This is a genomic window from Parasphingomonas zepuensis (assembly GCF_036663735.1).
GTDB lineage: Bacteria > Pseudomonadota > Alphaproteobacteria > Sphingomonadales > Sphingomonadaceae > Sphingomonas.
Genome location: NZ_JAXOJO010000003.1, coordinates 407,626 through 424,243, shown reverse-complemented (window position 1 = coordinate 424,243; position 16,618 = coordinate 407,626). Strand labels below are relative to the sequence as shown.

Sequence of the window (16,618 nt, the reverse complement as noted above, 5' to 3'; positions counted from 1 at the left end):
TTACGGTGGCCAATGTAGCGATCCAGACGAGGAATGCCTCGCCATATGAAACTCTATTTCTATCACCGGATGGAATAGCACTGCGCCGATGGGCAGGAGCGGAGCCATCCTATGATTTTATTTATCTGGTTACCATCGTTGACATAAATCCCACAGCGTATGTCGCCAATGTGCGTCGAGTACCCGCGCGCGCAGGAATTAAGATCCGTGATCTCGGATCGATGGATCTCCTCGATCTTATCAGCAATGGAAAGTCTTGCCCTTGGGCAATGCGGGGAGGGCTTAATTTGTTGCTCCGCACCAAAAGTGGGGCCTTGGTAATCTTCTACGTCAAGCAACGTGATGTATTCTTTGAAGATGAGAACGACATACCCAACCCCAATGCCGTAATTTTAAGGAGTTCCAATGAGCCTCCGGGTGAGCGTAGCAGACTTCATCACGCGAGTTGGCTGGATGGTATTCCTCGTAAAGCGGTTACGGCGATTCTGGAAGGCTATGACCCGAACAATGAGAAATTCGCATATGGTCTGCAGGTCCTGATTGATGCTCCACCAAAGGACCCGTCGAGATTGGATATCGACCCTAAAATCGAGAATGACGGCGGAGATTGACGGGAAACGCGGCCCGCTACTCTAGGCTGTGCACGGTTAAAAAAATGGTCGGTAGAGCGTCAGCTCTTCCGACCATTTTTTACATCCGTCCAGCGGTCGGGTGTCATTGACAGAGCAGACACGAAAACAGTGTAGCGTCATCGACGCTGAGTTGGTGCGGACGGCGGGACTCGAACCCGCACACCCAGAGGGCGAGGGATTTTAAGTCCCGTGCGTCTACCAATTTCGCCACGTCCGCATCGCGTGCGACGAAGCGCATGCAGGGCCGGGCGTCAAGCCGCCCGTGAGTCCGCCAGAGGCGTCAGGAGACGTTCAGGCGAACGCGCATTTCCTTGCCGGGCTTGAAATAGGGGACGCGCTTCGCGTCGACCTCGACCACTTCGCCGGTGCGTGGGTTGCGGCCGATCCGGGCGTCGCGTGCCCGGGTGGAAAAGGCGCCGAAGCCGCGCAGTTCGACGCGGCCGCCAGTGGCGAGGCGCTTCGATATCTCGTCGAAGAAGGTCGTGACGATCGCTTCGACGTCGCGAATGGCCAAGTCCGGATTTTCGCCCGCGAGCGTCTCGACAAGTTCGGAACGGATCATGGTGCCATCGACTCCTTAATATCGCAAACCTTCGAGCGCTTTCATGCCCTCGAAGTGTCGGAGACGGCCAACCCGGAATAGTCCCGTTTCGGACATGACCGTCACGGACCTTTATCTATATCAAGGCTCGACCAGGGAATAGGATCGAATCGACGCAAAATTGTAAAAAATCGTCATTGCCGGGCGGGCGAAAATGCTCCGCCCGCCCGGAATGGTTTTACTTCTTGGTGTCGCCGCTGCGCGCCTTGAGCGCCTCGCCGAGAATGTCGCCCAGCGACGCGCCCGAATCGGACGAGCCATACTGCGCCACGGCCTGCTTCTCTTCGGAGATCTGCATCGCCTTGATCGAGAAGGTCGGCTTCTTGGAACGGTCGAAACCGGTCACCATCGCGTCGAACTTCTGGCCGACCTGGAAACGCTCCGGACGCTGCTCGTCGCGGTCGCGGCCGAGATCGGTGCGCTTGATGAAGCCGGTCGCGCCATCGTCGCCGACCTGCACTTCGAGGCCCGCGTCGCGGACTTCAAGCACGGTGACCGTGACGATCGCGTTCTTGTTGAGGCCGCCGGAACCGCCGCCGCTGGATGCGACTGCGGCGCCGCCAGCTGCCGGAGCGCCACGCTCGAGCTGCTTCATGCCGAGCGAGATACGCTCCTTTTCGGCATCGATGTCGAGCACGATGGCCTGAACCACCTCGCCCTTGCGGTGCAGGTTGAGCGCGTCCTCGCCGGAAACGCCCCAGGCGATGTCGGACATATGGACCATGCCGTCGACGTCGTTGTCGAGACCGATGAACAGGCCGAATTCGGTCGCGTTCTTGACTTCACCCTCAACGGTCGAGCCGACCGGATGCGCTTCGGCGAAGGCCTCCCACGGGTTCGACTGGGCCTGCTTGAGGCCAAGGCTGATGCGGCGCTTGTCGGGATCGACCTCGAGCACGACGACATCGACTTCCTGCGAGGTCGAGACGATCTTGCCCGGATGGACGTTCTTCTTGGTCCAGCTCATTTCGGAGACGTGGACCAGGCCCTCGATGCCCGGCTCCAGCTCGACGAACGCACCATATTCGGTGATGTTCGTCACGCGGCCCGACAGCTTGGCGCCGATCGGATACTTGGCGGCTGCACCTTCCCACGGATCGCTCTCGAGCTGCTTCATGCCGAGCGAGATACGCTGCGTGTCCTTGTTGATGCGGATGATCTGGACGCGGACGGTATCGCCGATGTTCAGCACTTCGCTCGGATGGCCGACGCGCTTGTAGCTGAGATCGGTCACGTGGAGCAGGCCGTCGATGCCGCCGAGATCAACGAACGCACCGTAATCGGTGATGTTCTTCACGACGCCGTCGATCACCTGGCCCTCGGCCAGCGACAGGATCAGGCCCGAACGCTGCTCGGCGCGGGTCTCTTCCAGGATGGCGCGGCGCGAAACGACGATGTTGCCGCGCTTGCGGTCCATCTTCAGGATCTGGAACGGCTGCGGGATGTCCATCAGCGGGGTCACGTCGCGGACCGGGCGGATATCGACCTGCGAGCCGGGGAGGAACGCCACGGCGCCGTTCAGGTCGACGGTGAAGCCACCCTTCACGCGGCCGAAGATGACGCCCTCGACGCGTGCGGTCTTGGCGAATTCGGTTTCCAGCTTGTCCCAGGCGGCTTCGCGGCGGGCGCGGTCGCGCGACAGCATTGCTTCGCCGTGCACGTTCTCGACGCGGTCGACATAGACCTCGACTTCGTCGCCAACCTTGAGATCGGCCTTCTGGCCGGGCATCGCGAACTCGCGGAGCGGCACGCGACCTTCGGACTTGAGGCCGACATCGATCACGGCGAGATCATTCTCGATCGCAGTGACGGTGCCCTTGACGACCCGGCCTTCGAAGCTGTCGGCATCGCCGAGCGTCTCGTGGAGGAGGGCCGCGAAATCGTCGCGTGTGGGATTTGCCGAAGTGGCCATAAATCTCTGAATCCTAGTTACTATGTTTCCGGCCAGCCGGTTGTCTCCGGCGGTCTTGGCCTATGCTGTCGCGGCGGCCGATTGCCGGTCGCGACGCCCAGCGTCCATCGCCCTCGCGAAGATCACCGACAAAGCGAAAAGGGCGCGTAAGCGGGGCCGGCAGATTCCATCCGCAATAGAATGGAGCCGTTTTCCGCTTCGCGCCTCGCCCGGCTAGGGTGTTGCCACCTGCGCCGCTGTCCGAGCCTCCACGAGCGCAATCGCCCGCTGGATGGCGGCGTCTATAGAGAGAAAGCTGGTGTCCAGCAAGGCGGCATCGTCGGCCTGTGTCAGCGGCGCGACGCCTCGCGTGGAGTCGCGCAGGTCGCGCGCGCGAATGTCGGCGAGCACGCGGTCGAGACTCACCTGCGATCCGCGCTCCCGAAGCTCGGCGTGGCGGCGCTTGGCCCGGATCATCGGCGTCGCGCGGACAAACAGCTTGGCGTCGGCATCGGGGGCGATCACCGTGCCGATGTCGCGCCCGTCAAGCACTGCGCCGCCCGGTTGGTGTGCGAACCGGCGCTGGCGCTGGAGCAAGGCGGATCGCACCAGCGGGTGGGCCGATACGACGGAGGCATATTTCCCGATCTCGTCGCTGCGCAGCGCCGGATTCTCGAGCAGATGCTCGTCGAAATCGGTGGCCGCGACCGCATCGGCCTCGATCGTCGGGTCGAGTTCTAGTCGCGCCACATTCGCCGCGACCGCGCGGTAGAGCAGACCGGTATCGAGATGCGGCAGCCCATATCGCCTGGCCAGCGCGCGCGCGATCGTGCCCTTGCCCGATGCGGCCGGTCCGTCGACGGCGATGATCATGAAACTGCCACTGCTGCTGTGCCTTTCAACGCATCCAGCGTTTCGAGGAACATAGGATAGGATGTCGCAATGGGCGAGACATCGTCGATGGTCAGCGCCGATTTAGCGGCGAGGCCAGCCACCGCCATGCTCATCGCGATGCGATGGTCGATCCGCGAGGCGATCGTCGCGCCACCGGCGATCGGCCCGCCGCCAGTGCCCTGGATCACGGCGCCATCTTCATATTCCTCGATCTCCACGCCGCACGCGCCCAGCGCCTCGGCCATGGCGGTGATCCTGTCCGATTCCTTGACGCGCAGCTCCTCGGCGCCGCGGGCGACCGTGCGCCCTTCAGCGAAAGCGGCCGCCACGAACAGGATCGGATATTCGTCGATCATGCTCGGCGCGAGATGGGCCGGCACCTCGATCGCGCGAAGGGCCGCATGGCGCACCCGCAGGTCGGCGACCGGCTCCCCACCCACGATCCGCGGATTCTCTTCGGCGATGTCGGCGCCCATCATGCGCAGCGCCTCGAACAGCCCGGCGCGCGTCGGGTTCAGTCCGACATTCATCACCAGCACGTCCGATCCCGGCACGATCGTCGCCGCGACCACGAGGAACGCGGCAGAGGACGGATCGCCCGGCACCACGATCGATTGCGGCTTCAGCTCGGCCCCGCCGGTCAGCGAAATGACCCGCCCGCGATTCGTCTCCTCGACGGTGATGTCGGCGCCGAACCCGCGCAGCATCCGCTCGCTATGATCGCGCGTCGCGACCGGCTCGATCACCCGGGTGATGCCAGGCGTGTTGAGCCCGGCCAGCAGGATCGCCGACTTCACCTGGGCCGAGGCGACGGGCAGGGTATATTCGATCGGCACTGCCGGGTTCAGCCCGCGCACCATCAGCGGCAGGCGCCCGCCGGGGCTGGCCGTGATGTCCGCTCCCATCAGCGACAGTGGGTCGATCACCCGCCCCATCGGGCGTTTCGACAGAGAGGCGTCGCCAATGAAGGTCGCGGTGATGGCGTGGCTGGCGACCAGGCCCATCAGCAATCGGGTCGAGGTGCCTGAATTGCCCATGTCGAAGGCGCCATCGGGCTGGAGCAGGCCGCCCACGCCAACGCCGTGCACGCGCCACACGCCGTCGGCGTCACGCTCGATCCCGGCGCCCATCGCCCGCATCGCAGCCGCGGTGGCGAGCACATCCTCGCCCTCCAGCAGCCCTTCGATACGGCTCTCGCCCACGGCCAGCGCCGACAGCATCAGCGCGCGGTGGCTGATCGACTTGTCGCCGGGCACGATGGCGGTGCCGGTGAGGGGGCCGGATGGGAGGATTTCGAGCGGGCGGGGCAGGGGGTGGGGCATTGGCGCGGGCTTTTGACAGTGCGCTTGCGCTATGGCAAGGCGCGCCCCACTTTGCGGGTCATCTCGCAAAACTCCCATTTCTTCGAAAGGTCGAATCGGCATGATCAAGCCGGAATGGGGCACGAAACGGTCGTGTCCGAAATGCGCAACGCGCTTCTACGATCTCGGCAAGGACGATCCTGTCACCTGCATCTCGTGCGGGTCGACCTGGAACCCCGAGCCGATCCTGAAGTCCAAGCAGCCCCTGCCGTTCGACGCGCCCAAGCCGGAGCTCGTCAAGAAGGATGCCGACCTGGTCGGTGACGACGATGAGGATATCGACACCGGTGAAGACGAGGAGCCCTCGCCCGACGACGAGGTCGATCTCGGTGGCGACGACGATCTCGGCGTGGAAGCGCCGACGAACGACGACGAGCATTGATCGAACCGGGCGCCCTGGCTTTGGCCGGGCGCCCGACGATCCTCGACGAGCATGGAATGACGGAATAAAAATTTAGACCGGCAAAAAGGGCAAGACCCGCTTGCCAAGGTCGCGTCGCCTCGGTAGGGGCGACGCCTTCGCGGGAAATTCCAGACCCGCGACGATGGGGCCGTAGCTCAGCTGGGAGAGCGCTGCGATGGCATTGCAGAGGTCTGGGGTTCGATCCCCCACGGCTCCACCATTCCTCCACCTGACCAATTGATGCGAAATATCAGTTGAGTGGTGGGGAACCACCCCCGCAACGATATCGGCTTTGCCAGGCAGAACGCCTGGCGCAGGCACGACGCCGAACTGGAAACCTCCTTTCGCGCGATCGTGGCTGATGCGCGCTGCCATGGCTGGTTGCAGTGGATCAGCGGATCGTGATCGGCAGATCGCGTCGAATCACCGCGACGTTTCCAGCCTGATCAGCCGCATGGACGCGGATCGTGTAGTCCCCAGGGGGCAGGTCCGCCGGGTTCCAACCCCGCTGCTCCGCTTGCCCATGACGCACGACGTTGCTCAGGACGTAGAGAAAGCGCGTGTGCTGGTCGCTATGGACCGTGTCGCCGCTGGCCGGCGCATAGACGATGCGGGCGGCGTCGGGAGCGGTGGGCATTTGATCGAATTCCAGCGTAATGCGCGGCTTCCCGAAGCCGTGCGCCGGCGTACCGTCGGCCTTCAGAATCTGGAAGCCGGCTTTGTACAGGCCAAGGCGCCGGTGGGCAGCATTGTCGTCCACCTGATCCCACGCCTCGGCGACGATATTGACGAGACCCTCGGTAGCGGGAACGACCAGGCGTCCCTTCTGCATCCCGGTCAGGCGTTGACCCATGACATTCAGGACGTGGATATCATCGATCCGGGGCGCGACGTGATCGCCAAAACCCAGGAAGTGCAGCAGAAGTGCGTTGATCTTGCCGCGTGGCGGCCCGAGTTCGAGATGGACATGGGCCATTGCGTTGATCGTGCCGAGCGGATCGCCGACCCGGAAGCGCGTGCCGCGCTTGATCCGAACCCGCGTGATCCTGCCTTCGGCGTCGCGGATGAACTGAAAGCGCGCCGGATCCAGCGCGCCGCCGGTCGCGGTGCGGCCGACCCGCATGTGAATATAGGTCATCTGATCGATTCGCAGGCCTTCGCTGAGGCCGCCGACGTCCCAGTTGGGCAATGGGTCGCGTACCGTCTCGCTCGCCGATGCGACCACCGGCTGCCCCACTGGAGCGCTGATATCGAGGCCCGCGTGGAGGTGGTCGCGGCTTTCGCCCCGATAATTGCCGCGGACTTCTCCCATGGTGCCGACCACTTCATGCCAGCCGCGTTGCGGTTCGACCGGCCAAGGGAATACGCTGGACCGGAGAAGCGCAGGGGGAGCGAGCTTCGGAATCGTGGAAATCGGGCCGTTGTCGGCGCGGCGCAGGCTGAGCTTGTAGATCGCATAGGCGGAGGCATCGGCGACATAAAGCGAACCCGCCCGGTCGATCGCAAGCCCGGCAGGCCCGGTCAGCTGGAGCGCGGCATTGCCGTCGATCGTCGACCCCGGTCCGGCGAGCACGCGCAACACGCCGGAGGGCGACATCTGTACGATGCGCCCGCGGCGGTAGGAAGAAATGTAGACGAATCCGTCCCAGGTCGGGGCGAGGCCGACGAGCCCGTTCAGCAAGCCACCATCGCTGGCATCACTACGGGCTAGTGTCGATACGCGACCATCCGGATCGATCCTGCGGATCGCTTCGTTGCCGGTATCCGCAACGAGAACCGCGCCGTGCCGGTCGATGGCGATCCCGGTCGGGGTATCAAACGCCGCAGACGATCCCGATCCGTCCGCATAACCCGGTGCGTCCGTGCCGGCCACAGTGCGCACCTGCCCGTCGGGGCTGATCTGGCGGATGCGATCATTATAGCTGTCCGCGACATAGACATTGCCCTTGTCGTCGGCCGCAACACCGATCGGGCCGTTGAAACGCGCCGTCGCCGCCGGCCCGTCGCGATAGCCCGCCGTCCCGTCCCCGGCGATCGTGGTGACAAGCCCGCCGGGAGTGATCCGGCGGATCGCGTTGGCGCCGGTGTCGGCGACGAGCACATTTCCATTGCCGTCCACCGCAAGGCCGGACGGCGTGTCGAACGATCCGGGCAGGGTGCTGACGTTTCCATCGGGGTCGATCTTGCGGATGCGACCCTGGTCGCCGGCATCCGCAACGTACAATGTGCCGCGCGCGTCGATCGCCACCGCGAACGGATCGGAGAAACGGGCGTTCGAAGACGGGCCGTCGGCAGCGCCGCGCACGCCGGTTCCGGCCACGATCGTCTGGACCGCGGGCCATCCGAAACGGGTCGGCGCTGGCGCGAACCAGCCCCACAGCCACAAAAAACCGACGCCACCTATGGCGGTCAAAACGAACAGGCATGCGGCCAGCACGAGTTTGCGGGGAGATATGCTGGACATCCGATGCCGCCTTAGCACCGATTCACGCAGCAATCTCAACGGGGCTGATGGCAGATGGTCGCGCCGGGTGCCTTTCATATCTCCTGGAGGCGATCAGGGTTCGACAGGCTATCCCGGCACTCCCTGCACCAGGGCCGGCCCGTAAGAAATTCCTCTGTCGCCAGACTAACCGGTCATGAACCGCAGTTTGAAGATCCTGTTCGGCGCAACCTCCATGGTGATGCTGTTCAACGTGACGGCGGCGGTCCTGTCCGCCAGGGGTTGGGGTGGGGCCAGTCCGGTGCACGCGGGGCTGATCGTGACCGGTGTCGTTGCGGCATGCGTATTGATGTATCCGATCGGCCGATGGCGGCGGAGCGAAAGAGGCTGCCGCCTCAGATCAGCCCAAGCGCACGGGCGCGGATCGCCGCCTCGGTCCGGTTCGTGGCGCCGATCGCGGCGATCGTCTGCGCGACATGAGTCTTGACGGTAGCGGGCGAGAGATCGAGCGCGCGCGCGATTTCCTTGTTCGAATAGCCATCCGCCACCAGCCGCAGCACATCGGCCTGGCGCGCGGTGACCGCGGGTTTCGGCGTACGGCTCTCAGCCGCCGGGCTGGCGCCGCCTTGCATCTGCGCGGCGAGTTCCGCGACTCGTGGCGGCATGTAGCGCCCGCCGGCGAGCACCAGATCGATCGCGGCCATGATGATGTCGGTGCCTGACGTCTTGGGCACGAACCCGGCTACGCCGTCGCCGATCAGGTCGAGCAGCAGCCGGTCATCATGCGATCCGGTGATCACCAGCACCGGCATGGTCGGTGCTGCCCGGCGCAGGCCGGCGATGCCTTCGCGTTCGCTGGCGCCCGGCATGGCAAGATCGGCCAGGCACAGGTCGTGAGCGTGCTCCTCCGCCCTGGCCCAGGCTTCGGGAAAGGAGCCGGCCTGGGCGATGGTCGTCATCGGCCAGCGGCGCGCGACCGCACCGGCCAGCGCCTCGCGCACCAGCGCATGGTCGTCGCAGATCAGGCAGCTTTGCATTCAGGCCCCGCGGCTTGGCTGATCGCCGGGGCACCGCGCTGCCCGGCCGGCAGGCGGATGCAAAAGGCGCTGCCGTGGCGCCAGCGACGGTCGAGCGTCACGCTCCCGTCCTGAAGCTCGATCAGCCGCCGCGCCGATGAGAGGCCGAGACCGAATCCGCCGCGGCTTTCCAGACCGTGATCCGAGCCCTGCGCATAATCCTCGAACAGCCTTGCCACATCCGCTGCTGCAATGCCGCGTCCGTTGTCGATGACCCACAGGTCGACCGCGCCGCGGCGCAGCCGCGCTCCGATCAGGATTCGCGTGCCCCCGGCATGGCGGATCGCATTTCCCACGAGATTGCCGAGCGCGCGCTGCAGCAGCCGGGCATCCGCTTGCGCCACGATCCGGCTTTGCACCAGCGACAGGCGGACGTTGGCCGACCGTGCGGCGGGGCCATGTTCAAGCATGATCGTCGCGGCGACCCGGTCGATCGCCACACCGTCGATCTTCGCGATGACGGCTCCGGCATCGAGCCGCAGGTGATCGAGCATCGTTTCAAGCAGCGCCTGGACTGATTCGAACGCGCGCCGCGCGCCACTCGCCGAGCGTTCGCGGAGCGCCGGATCATTGCCCTCGAGCGCCTGATCCATGAACAGATGGGCGGCCTGGATCGGCTGTTGCAGGTCGTGCGAGGCAGCGGCGATGAAGCGCGTTTTCGCGTCGCGCTCGGCACGTACGAGGGCGAGGGCGCGCTCGAGCGATTCTGCCGCGCGTTGGCTCATGGCGCGCGCGTCGGATGCCTCGTCGGCGGCACGCCAGATCAGCCCGCGAATTCCGATGATCGCTGCACCCGCCATTGCCAGGAAGGCGGCCAGCGGCACGGCATAGGGCATGTCGTAAACCAGCACGAACGCCGCCACCGACACGATCAGCGCCAGGCAGCCCAGGACCGAGATCCGGCTGCCGCCCACCATCATCACCATCGCGACGAACCAGACGTAGAGGAAGATCGCAAACATGCGCAGCGCATCGTTCGCCGGCGGCAACAGAATCCACACGCTCGCCGCGATCCCGGCGCAGAGAGAAACGGTCACCACCTGGGTGGCGCGTACCCAGTAACGCGCGGGTCTGGCGGCGCGCCAGCGCGGGTGCGCGAAGGCGGCCAGATGAGCGGTGAGATAGAGCATGCTGCCGGCCATGAAGCCGAGCCAGCTGCGTAACAGGACCGGTTCGACGATCGCGGCGAACTGTGCGTGGATGAAGGCGAGCACGGTCACCATGACGACGATTCCGACGATCGTCGTCCGGGCCTTGCCCTGCAATTCCTCCACCTCCTCGATACGAAGCGCGACACCGGGTTCGGGCAGGGTGCGCAATGCCATCCGGTCGTTCGTCCCCCTTATGCGCCTCGGCCATTCGGTTCGGCCACCCGGCCGATACGTTCGGCCAGTTGTCCCGTCTAATCAACAACACACGAGCGGTTTCAACGACTTTCTTTGCGGGAAGCCGGCTGAAGCCGTTCCCGGCCGATGGCAACAGCGCCGGCCGATCGAGACAAGAGCGGGGAATTTTACAATGCGCTTCTCAACCATGGCGGCCGGCCTGCTGGCGGCATCGTTCCTTTCGACCGGGGCGCTTGCCCAGGAGGCAGCGGATGACGGCAAGGGCTTTTATATCGGCCTGTCCGGCGGGATCGCGGCGGTGCAGGATACGGATATCCGTTATTATGATGCGGGCGGCACTTTCGGCGGGTCGGGCACGACGGACAGCGTCGACGGGCGCATCCACACCAAGAGCGCGGCCGAGTTCAAGGGCGTGATCGGTTATGATTTCGGCATGGTCCGCACCGATGTCGAGGTCGCGTATCAGCGCAACAAGCTGCGCGCGCTCAGCATCGACAAGGTCAATGGCGCAGCGGTCACGCTCGATGCCGGGGACGTCGATGATGTGTGCGACTATCTCGAGGTGAGCGGTTGCTCGCTGTCGGGCAATACCATTTCGTTCGGCGCCGGCAGCCGGCTCCGCCAGCTGTCCGCCCTGGCCAATCTGTGGATCGACGTGCCGGTCGGCGACGTGATCACGCCCTATGCCGGCGGCGGTGCCGGCGTGGCGGGGTTCGAGATCGATGGCGAGGGCAAGGCGCGGTTCGCATGGCAGCTCGGGGCCGGTGTGGCCGTGCGGGTGAGCAATCACATCGCGCTTACCGTCGATTACCGCCATCGCCAGGCCAAGGGCGGCAACCTGCCCTACGACGCCGTATCGGGCGCCGATGTCGGCAACATCCGCACCAACAGCGGCACCGCGGGTCTCCGTTTCACCTTCTGATCGACAGGGCCGTCGCCTCAGGGCGGCGGCCAAAAGGGAGTAAAGAACATGCGTCGGACAATCGGCACGCTCATGGTGCTCGGCATCATCTCGGGATGCAGCGGTGGCGGGGATGGCGGATCGACCGCCCCGGCGGGCGATACGCAGGCGCCGGTCCTGTCGCTGTCGGTGCCGGGCTCGGTGGAGGGCGGACAGACCGTCCCGATCACCGTGACCGTCACCGACAATGTCGACACCGGCCTCGTCGCCACGCTCACCTGCGCCGGCGGCACGCTGACCGGCAATCTCCTGCAGACTGCCGTGGTCGCCGCGGATACCACCATCGCCTGCACCGCGACCGCGACCGACAAGGCGGGCAATCGCGGTACCGGCAACGTGACCATCCAGGTCAAGGCAAGTGTGGCGAAGCTGGAAGCCGGATCGTCGCTGACGAATATTCGCCAGGGACAGTTCGGCGTGCTGCTCGCGACCGATCTGCCGCTCGGCGCGACTTCCTATCAGGGTACGCTGAACGGCAAGCCGCTGACGCTCAATCGCGGTTCGGCGAGCGCGCTGACCTTCATGGTGCCGGCCGATCTGGCGCCGGGCACCTATCCGCTGACGGTGCCGGTCGGCACGCGGACCTTCAATTTCAGCGTAACGGTGGCCGCGGCGCCGAGCATCGCTGATCCCAAGAGTGTCGTGCGCGACGCGCTGACCAGGGCCAAGGCGTCGCTCGACAGCTTCATCGCGGGGCAGGGCAGCGCGATGAGCTCGGCGCAGCGCAGCCAGTTCGACGGCTACAGCACCGCGCTGACTCAGAGCCTCGCGAAAATCGATACGCTGAGCGCGACCGAACTGGCGACGCTCGCCACGATCCTGGCGGGGAACAGCGCCTTCACTACGGGGACGATGAGTTCGGCGGCGTTCAACCTTGCGTCGTGCCAGACGGCCGCGAACAATTTCCGGCTGGCCAAGATCGAAGCGATCGCACTGATGGCATCGGGGCTTGCGCTGATCATCGCGCCGGAGCTGACGATCACCAAGATCGCGGGGCTCGCGGTGTTCATCAAGGGCCTGCAGACGCTCGATGTCGCCAGGGATGAAGTCGCCAATACGGTCAATTTCTGTCTCGACGAATCGGAGTTCTCGATCGAGACGGGCGGGACGACCCAGGCGTTGCGGCAGGCGAGCGCGATGGGCGCGATGTTCGTCCAGCCGACGGCCGTGACCGGGCGGATCGGCTTCCAGAACAACAAGGAGCAGACCCTGCGTGTCCGGCACACGCTGAAGCTCGACCCGAGTGTCGCCGCGAGCGTCCAGGCCACGTACAGCCAGTTCGTCGATCTGCTGGCGCAGCTGCCCTATGTCCCCGCGCCGGTGACGGCGGCGTTCGCTGCCTTCAAGTCCGAGAAGACCGAATATGTGCCGAGCGCGCAGATCTCGCTTGGTGCGATCTCGTCGGGCAAGGTTTCCGGGAGCAAGAGCGGGTCGGGCGATGCGGTGACGCTGCGTTTCAAGGCGGTCGATCCGGCTCCGACGGACCAGAATATCGACTTCGATTTCGTGCTCAACCGCACTTCCGGCACGCCGATCACCGTGCCGGCCCAGCTGACCGTCGCGCTGCCCGGGGCCGAGGATGCGGCGATCACCGTGGTCCAGGACAAGCTCGCCAGCTCGACCGTCACGGTGCGCGGGGCCGACACGCTGGAGGTGGTGACTCAGCCGGCGCACGGGACGGTCACCCTGCGCGACAGCGGGGCGTTCGCCTATACGCCCGCGACGCTCTATTTCGGGAGCGACAGCTTCACCTATCGCGCGCGCAATGCCGAGGGCGTGTCCCGCACGGCGACGGTGCTGATCACCGTGGTGCGCCAGTTCGAGGGGGCGTGGGCGGTGACCAGCCGGTCGACCACCACCAGCCAGTCGCAGGCCGGGCTTTGCCCGAACGAGACCAACAGCTTCACCATCTCGGTGAGCAAGGTCTCCGATACCCAGTACACCACGTCCTATGGCGGCTTCCCGATCACGCTGACCATGTCGAGCGTGAGCGATCCGGCCGGGCTGGCGGGCTCGACCACGGTGACCTATCCGGACGATCCCGGGACGACCACCGAGACGGTCAATGCGCGGATCCCGGACAGCAACCATCTCAGCGGCAGCGGGTCGTTTTCCTATAGCGGGCCGAACAATACCCGGTGCAGCGGGACCACGTCGATCTCGGGTACGCGGCAGTAACCGTACACGGGAAGGGGTGAATCGTGATTGTACGGTTTACATAAGTATTTGATATTATCGGATAAGTTTTGGGGAGATATCGGGCGCCGCGGTGGCCGATATCTCCCCCTTTTCGTGGATCAGAAGCTGTAGCCGATCGAGCCGAACACCTGACGCGGGGGGACATAGGTGTTGTAGGTCTGGGCGCTGCCATAAGGGTCCGAGAAGCGGGAATTGACGCCGGCCTTGTCGAACAGGTTGGTCACGGTCAGCGACAGGCTGAGCTTGGTGTTGTCCGGCTCATATTTCAGGAACAGGTTGACCTGGCTGTAATCCGGCGTGGTGTCGGAGGCGGATTCGTTGAACAGCCGGTACTGATATTTGCCGCGGTAAAGATATTGCGCCTTGGCGGTGACGCGGCCCGGGCCGACCTGGTTGGTGTAGCTCAGGCTCGCCGTGCCCTGCACGTTCGGGATCTTGGGGACGTTATTGCCGTTGATGTTCTGGCGCGCCGCATCGCGCGCAACGGCGGCGGCGTAGAAATTCGACCAGAACAGATAGCCCGGGAAGCCAGCCGCAATCTGCGCCTCGCTCGCGCGGACCGGATCGAGCGCGAAATAATCCTCGTTGAACTCGCCGTGCAGGAAGGAAACCGAGCCCTCCAGCTTCCAGTGATCGGCGAGCAGCCAGGAGCCTTCCATCTCGACACCGTAGATGCGCGCGCTCGGCGCGTTGCTGGTGCCTTCGCCGTAGAGCACCGGATCTTCCTCGAGGAACTGCATGTTCTTGTAATTGTAGAGGAAGGCCGAGACGTTGAGCTGGGCAGTGTTGTTCAGGAAGCGGTTCTTGGTGCCGATCTCGAACGCGTCGACGGTCTCGGGCTTGTAGGTCGGCTCAGTGCCGTTGTCGAAGCCGAGCAGGGCGCGCGCGCCATTGGCGGCCGAGGCATTGAGGCCGCCCGGCTTGAAGCCGCGCGTGTAGCTGAAATAGACCATGTTGGACGGCGTCAGCTGATATTTGGCGGCGGCCTTGCCAGTCCATTTCTTGGTCGTCAGGCCCGGCGTCGGCAGCGGCTGGAGATAGGTGCCCGAGGTGGCCGCGCCGTTGCTCGCACTCTCCCCGCTATATTTGTCGTGATTGTAGCGCACGCCACCAGTGAGCGTCAGCGCGTCCGTCACGTCATAGCTGCTCTCGAAATAGCCGGCCCAGGCCTCGCGCGTGATCGAGGAAAGCTCGGCATAGGCGATGGTATCGACCAGCGGGTCGTTCCAGGCCGTGTCGAGCGGCAGCGCCGGCGCCAGCGGATCGCCGTCGGCATCGCGATATTCGACGATGTATTGCGAGTTCTTCGACCAGAGATAGACCCCGCCGGCGATCCACGAGAGCGGACCATCGCCGTTGGACGAAAGATTCACTTCCTGAGTCCAGCTCTTGGTGCGGCTCTGCCACAGCGGCACGTGATCGTAGCGATCGCCGCCGAAGGTGAGCGGGCTGTAGGTCAGATCGTAGAACAGGTCGCCGGTCAGGCCGTCGGCGTCCCAGGCCTGCTTGCTGTACAGCTTCTGATAGCTGGTGATCGACTTGATCGTGGCGAAGGCAGTGTCGAGCTTCGCGACGCCGTAATAGAGTTCGGTGTTGATGATCGACCGGCCCGGATAATCCTGCGTCAGGCGGCGCGGATCGGGATCGGGATCCAGGATGTTCTTCTGGGCCGGCCCGTGCGTGTCGCTGCGGTACTGGATCGTGTTGAGCGTGATCGAGAAATTGTCCGCCGGGGCCCAGAGCGCGCCGACCTTCCAGCCGGTCTCGTCCTGCTGGTCGAGCTCGTAATCGTCCGTGCCGGCAACGGCGGTCGCGGTGGCATAGCCGTCATGCGCCAGATGCTGGACGGCACCGCGGATCGCGAAGGTCGAGCCGAGCGGCACGTTGATCGCCGCATCCGCCTTGATGAAATCATAATTGCCGAAGCCGAGATTGGCGTTGCCGGAAAGGCCTTCGAGCGACGGCTGCTGAGTCACCACGTTGATGGTGCCGCCGGTCGATCCCTGGCCGAAGGTGGTGCCCTGCGGTCCGCGCAGGACCTCGACCTGAGCGACGTCGATGAAGGCCGCGTTGGCCGCGATCGAGTTGAAGATATAGACGCCGTCGACATGGAAGGACACGCCGGGCTGGGTGTTGGTGTTCTCCGGCGTCTCTGAGCCCACGCCGCGGATCGAGACCATGCGCTCGCCGCCGCCGCTGCGCGCGACCACCAGGCCGGGCACCAGGCCGTTCAGGCCAGTGATCTCCGTGACATTGGCCTCGCTCAGGCTGGCCGCCGTCACCGCCGACACCGACAACGGCGCCTTTTGGAGATTCACGTCGCGCTTCTCGGCTGTCACGACGATGTCGTCGAGCTGATCCGGATCGGGCGCCGTGCCTGCGGCCGGATCGGCCGCCGCGCTCGCGGCCCCGACGATCTGCTGCGCGACCGCGGTCGCCGGTATCATCGCCAGCGTCGAAGCGCCCGCCGCGAAGAGAAGCGTCTTGTTTCGCACTCTTTTCACCATTGTCCCATCCCCCGATCGAGTGTCCCGAACCTCCCCTGGCGCTCCTTCTTTCGAGAAGTGTCCATATTGGGGGTATTCAGCCATCGATCGTCCGGTGCGGTCTTGTGCGCATGCGAATAACTAGTTGACGCGGCAGCGCCGCAACGCAGCGACGATTCGTCCCTCAGGTGGGGAAATGCGGGTTTCAGCGCCGTGCGGGGCCAGCCCAGGCCGGGTTCGCGGAGGGGGCGCTGCAGCATTTTGCCGGCCAATGAGGCGCGAACGGCCTCTTTGCCGAGCAATCATCAACTCTTCGGGCGCAGGC

General features: G+C 64.9%; 13 protein-coding genes and 2 tRNA genes. 6 read left to right on the top strand and 9 right to left on the bottom strand.

Annotation, left to right across the window (positions count from 1 at the left end; translation table 11 throughout):
• The first annotated feature begins 5 nt into the window (after positions 1-5).
• On the top strand, positions 6-611 hold the full coding sequence (locus tag U1769_RS13305) for a hypothetical protein (RefSeq protein WP_332716691.1): 606 nt from the start codon (positions 6-8) through the stop codon (positions 609-611).
• A gap of 152 nt (positions 612-763) precedes the next feature.
• Here U1769_RS13305 and U1769_RS13300 read toward each other — a convergent pair.
• The 5 genes from U1769_RS13300 to aroA form a co-directional block, all read right to left on the bottom strand.
• Positions 764-849 (bottom strand) — tRNA-Leu (locus U1769_RS13300).
• A gap of 63 nt (positions 850-912) precedes the next feature.
• Positions 913-1,194 (bottom strand): integration host factor subunit beta, encoded by a 282-nt coding sequence (gene ihfB, locus U1769_RS13295; protein WP_332716688.1) that lies wholly within the window; start codon positions 1,192-1,194, stop codon positions 913-915.
• A gap of 217 nt (positions 1,195-1,411) precedes the next feature.
• The gene (rpsA, locus tag U1769_RS13290) at positions 1,412-3,145 is read right to left on the bottom strand and encodes a 30S ribosomal protein S1 (RefSeq protein WP_332716685.1); all 1,734 of its coding nucleotides are present in this window, start codon (positions 3,143-3,145) and stop codon (positions 1,412-1,414) included.
• 213 nt (positions 3,146-3,358) lie between these two features.
• Positions 3,359-3,997 (bottom strand): (d)CMP kinase, encoded by a 639-nt coding sequence (gene cmk, locus U1769_RS13285; protein WP_332716683.1) that lies wholly within the window; start codon positions 3,995-3,997, stop codon positions 3,359-3,361.
• Positions 3,994-5,340 (bottom strand): 3-phosphoshikimate 1-carboxyvinyltransferase, encoded by a 1,347-nt coding sequence (gene aroA, locus U1769_RS13280; protein ID WP_332716681.1) that lies wholly within the window; start codon positions 5,338-5,340, stop codon positions 3,994-3,996. The genes cmk and aroA overlap by 4 nt, the downstream gene beginning before the upstream one ends.
• 100 nt (positions 5,341-5,440) lie before the next feature.
• On the opposite strand from aroA, the gene U1769_RS13275 reads away from it, so the two are divergent.
• From U1769_RS13275 to U1769_RS13265, 3 genes are all read left to right on the top strand, one after another.
• Positions 5,441-5,761: an FYDLN acid domain-containing protein gene (locus tag U1769_RS13275; protein WP_299913608.1), complete on the top strand. Its 321-nt coding sequence runs from the start codon at positions 5,441-5,443 to the stop codon at positions 5,759-5,761.
• Between the two features lie 165 nt (positions 5,762-5,926).
• Positions 5,927-6,002 (top strand) — tRNA-Ala (locus U1769_RS13270).
• A 41-nt stretch (positions 6,003-6,043) separates the two neighbouring features.
• Complete coding sequence (locus U1769_RS13265) at positions 6,044-6,187, top strand: hypothetical protein (RefSeq protein ID WP_332716676.1); 144 nt, start codon at positions 6,044-6,046, stop codon at positions 6,185-6,187.
• Here the strand turns inward: U1769_RS13265 and U1769_RS13260 are convergent.
• The 3 genes from U1769_RS13260 to U1769_RS13250 all read right to left on the bottom strand — a co-directional run bounded on the left by U1769_RS13260 (position 6,174) and on the right by U1769_RS13250 (position 10,626).
• Positions 6,174-8,246: an NHL repeat-containing protein gene (locus U1769_RS13260; protein ID WP_332716673.1), complete on the bottom strand. Its 2,073-nt coding sequence runs from the start codon at positions 8,244-8,246 to the stop codon at positions 6,174-6,176. The genes U1769_RS13265 and U1769_RS13260 overlap by 14 nt on opposite strands.
• Before the next feature lie 374 nt (positions 8,247-8,620).
• Entirely contained in the window at positions 8,621-9,262 is a 642-nt protein-coding gene (locus U1769_RS13255) for a response regulator transcription factor (RefSeq protein ID WP_332716670.1), read from the bottom strand.
• Entirely contained in the window at positions 9,247-10,626 is a 1,380-nt protein-coding gene (locus tag U1769_RS13250; RefSeq protein ID WP_332716667.1) for a sensor histidine kinase, read from the bottom strand. Before U1769_RS13250 ends, U1769_RS13255 begins: the two co-directional genes overlap by 16 nt.
• A gap of 193 nt (positions 10,627-10,819) precedes the next feature.
• Here U1769_RS13250 and U1769_RS13245 point away from each other — a divergent pair, with 193 nt between their 5' ends.
• Together U1769_RS13245 and U1769_RS13240 are read left to right on the top strand one after the other, a co-directional pair.
• On the top strand, positions 10,820-11,569 hold the full coding sequence (locus tag U1769_RS13245; protein WP_332716665.1) for an outer membrane beta-barrel protein: 750 nt from the start codon (positions 10,820-10,822) through the stop codon (positions 11,567-11,569).
• A gap of 48 nt (positions 11,570-11,617) precedes the next feature.
• Positions 11,618-13,786, top strand: coding sequence for an Ig-like domain-containing protein (locus tag U1769_RS13240; protein ID WP_332716662.1), 2,169 nt, complete (start codon positions 11,618-11,620; stop codon positions 13,784-13,786).
• 119 nt (positions 13,787-13,905) lie between these two features.
• On the opposite strand, the gene U1769_RS13235 is transcribed toward U1769_RS13240, so the two are convergent.
• Entirely contained in the window at positions 13,906-16,302 is a 2,397-nt protein-coding gene (locus U1769_RS13235; protein WP_332716660.1) for a TonB-dependent receptor, read from the bottom strand.
• Positions 16,303-16,618: the final 316 nt, after the last annotated feature.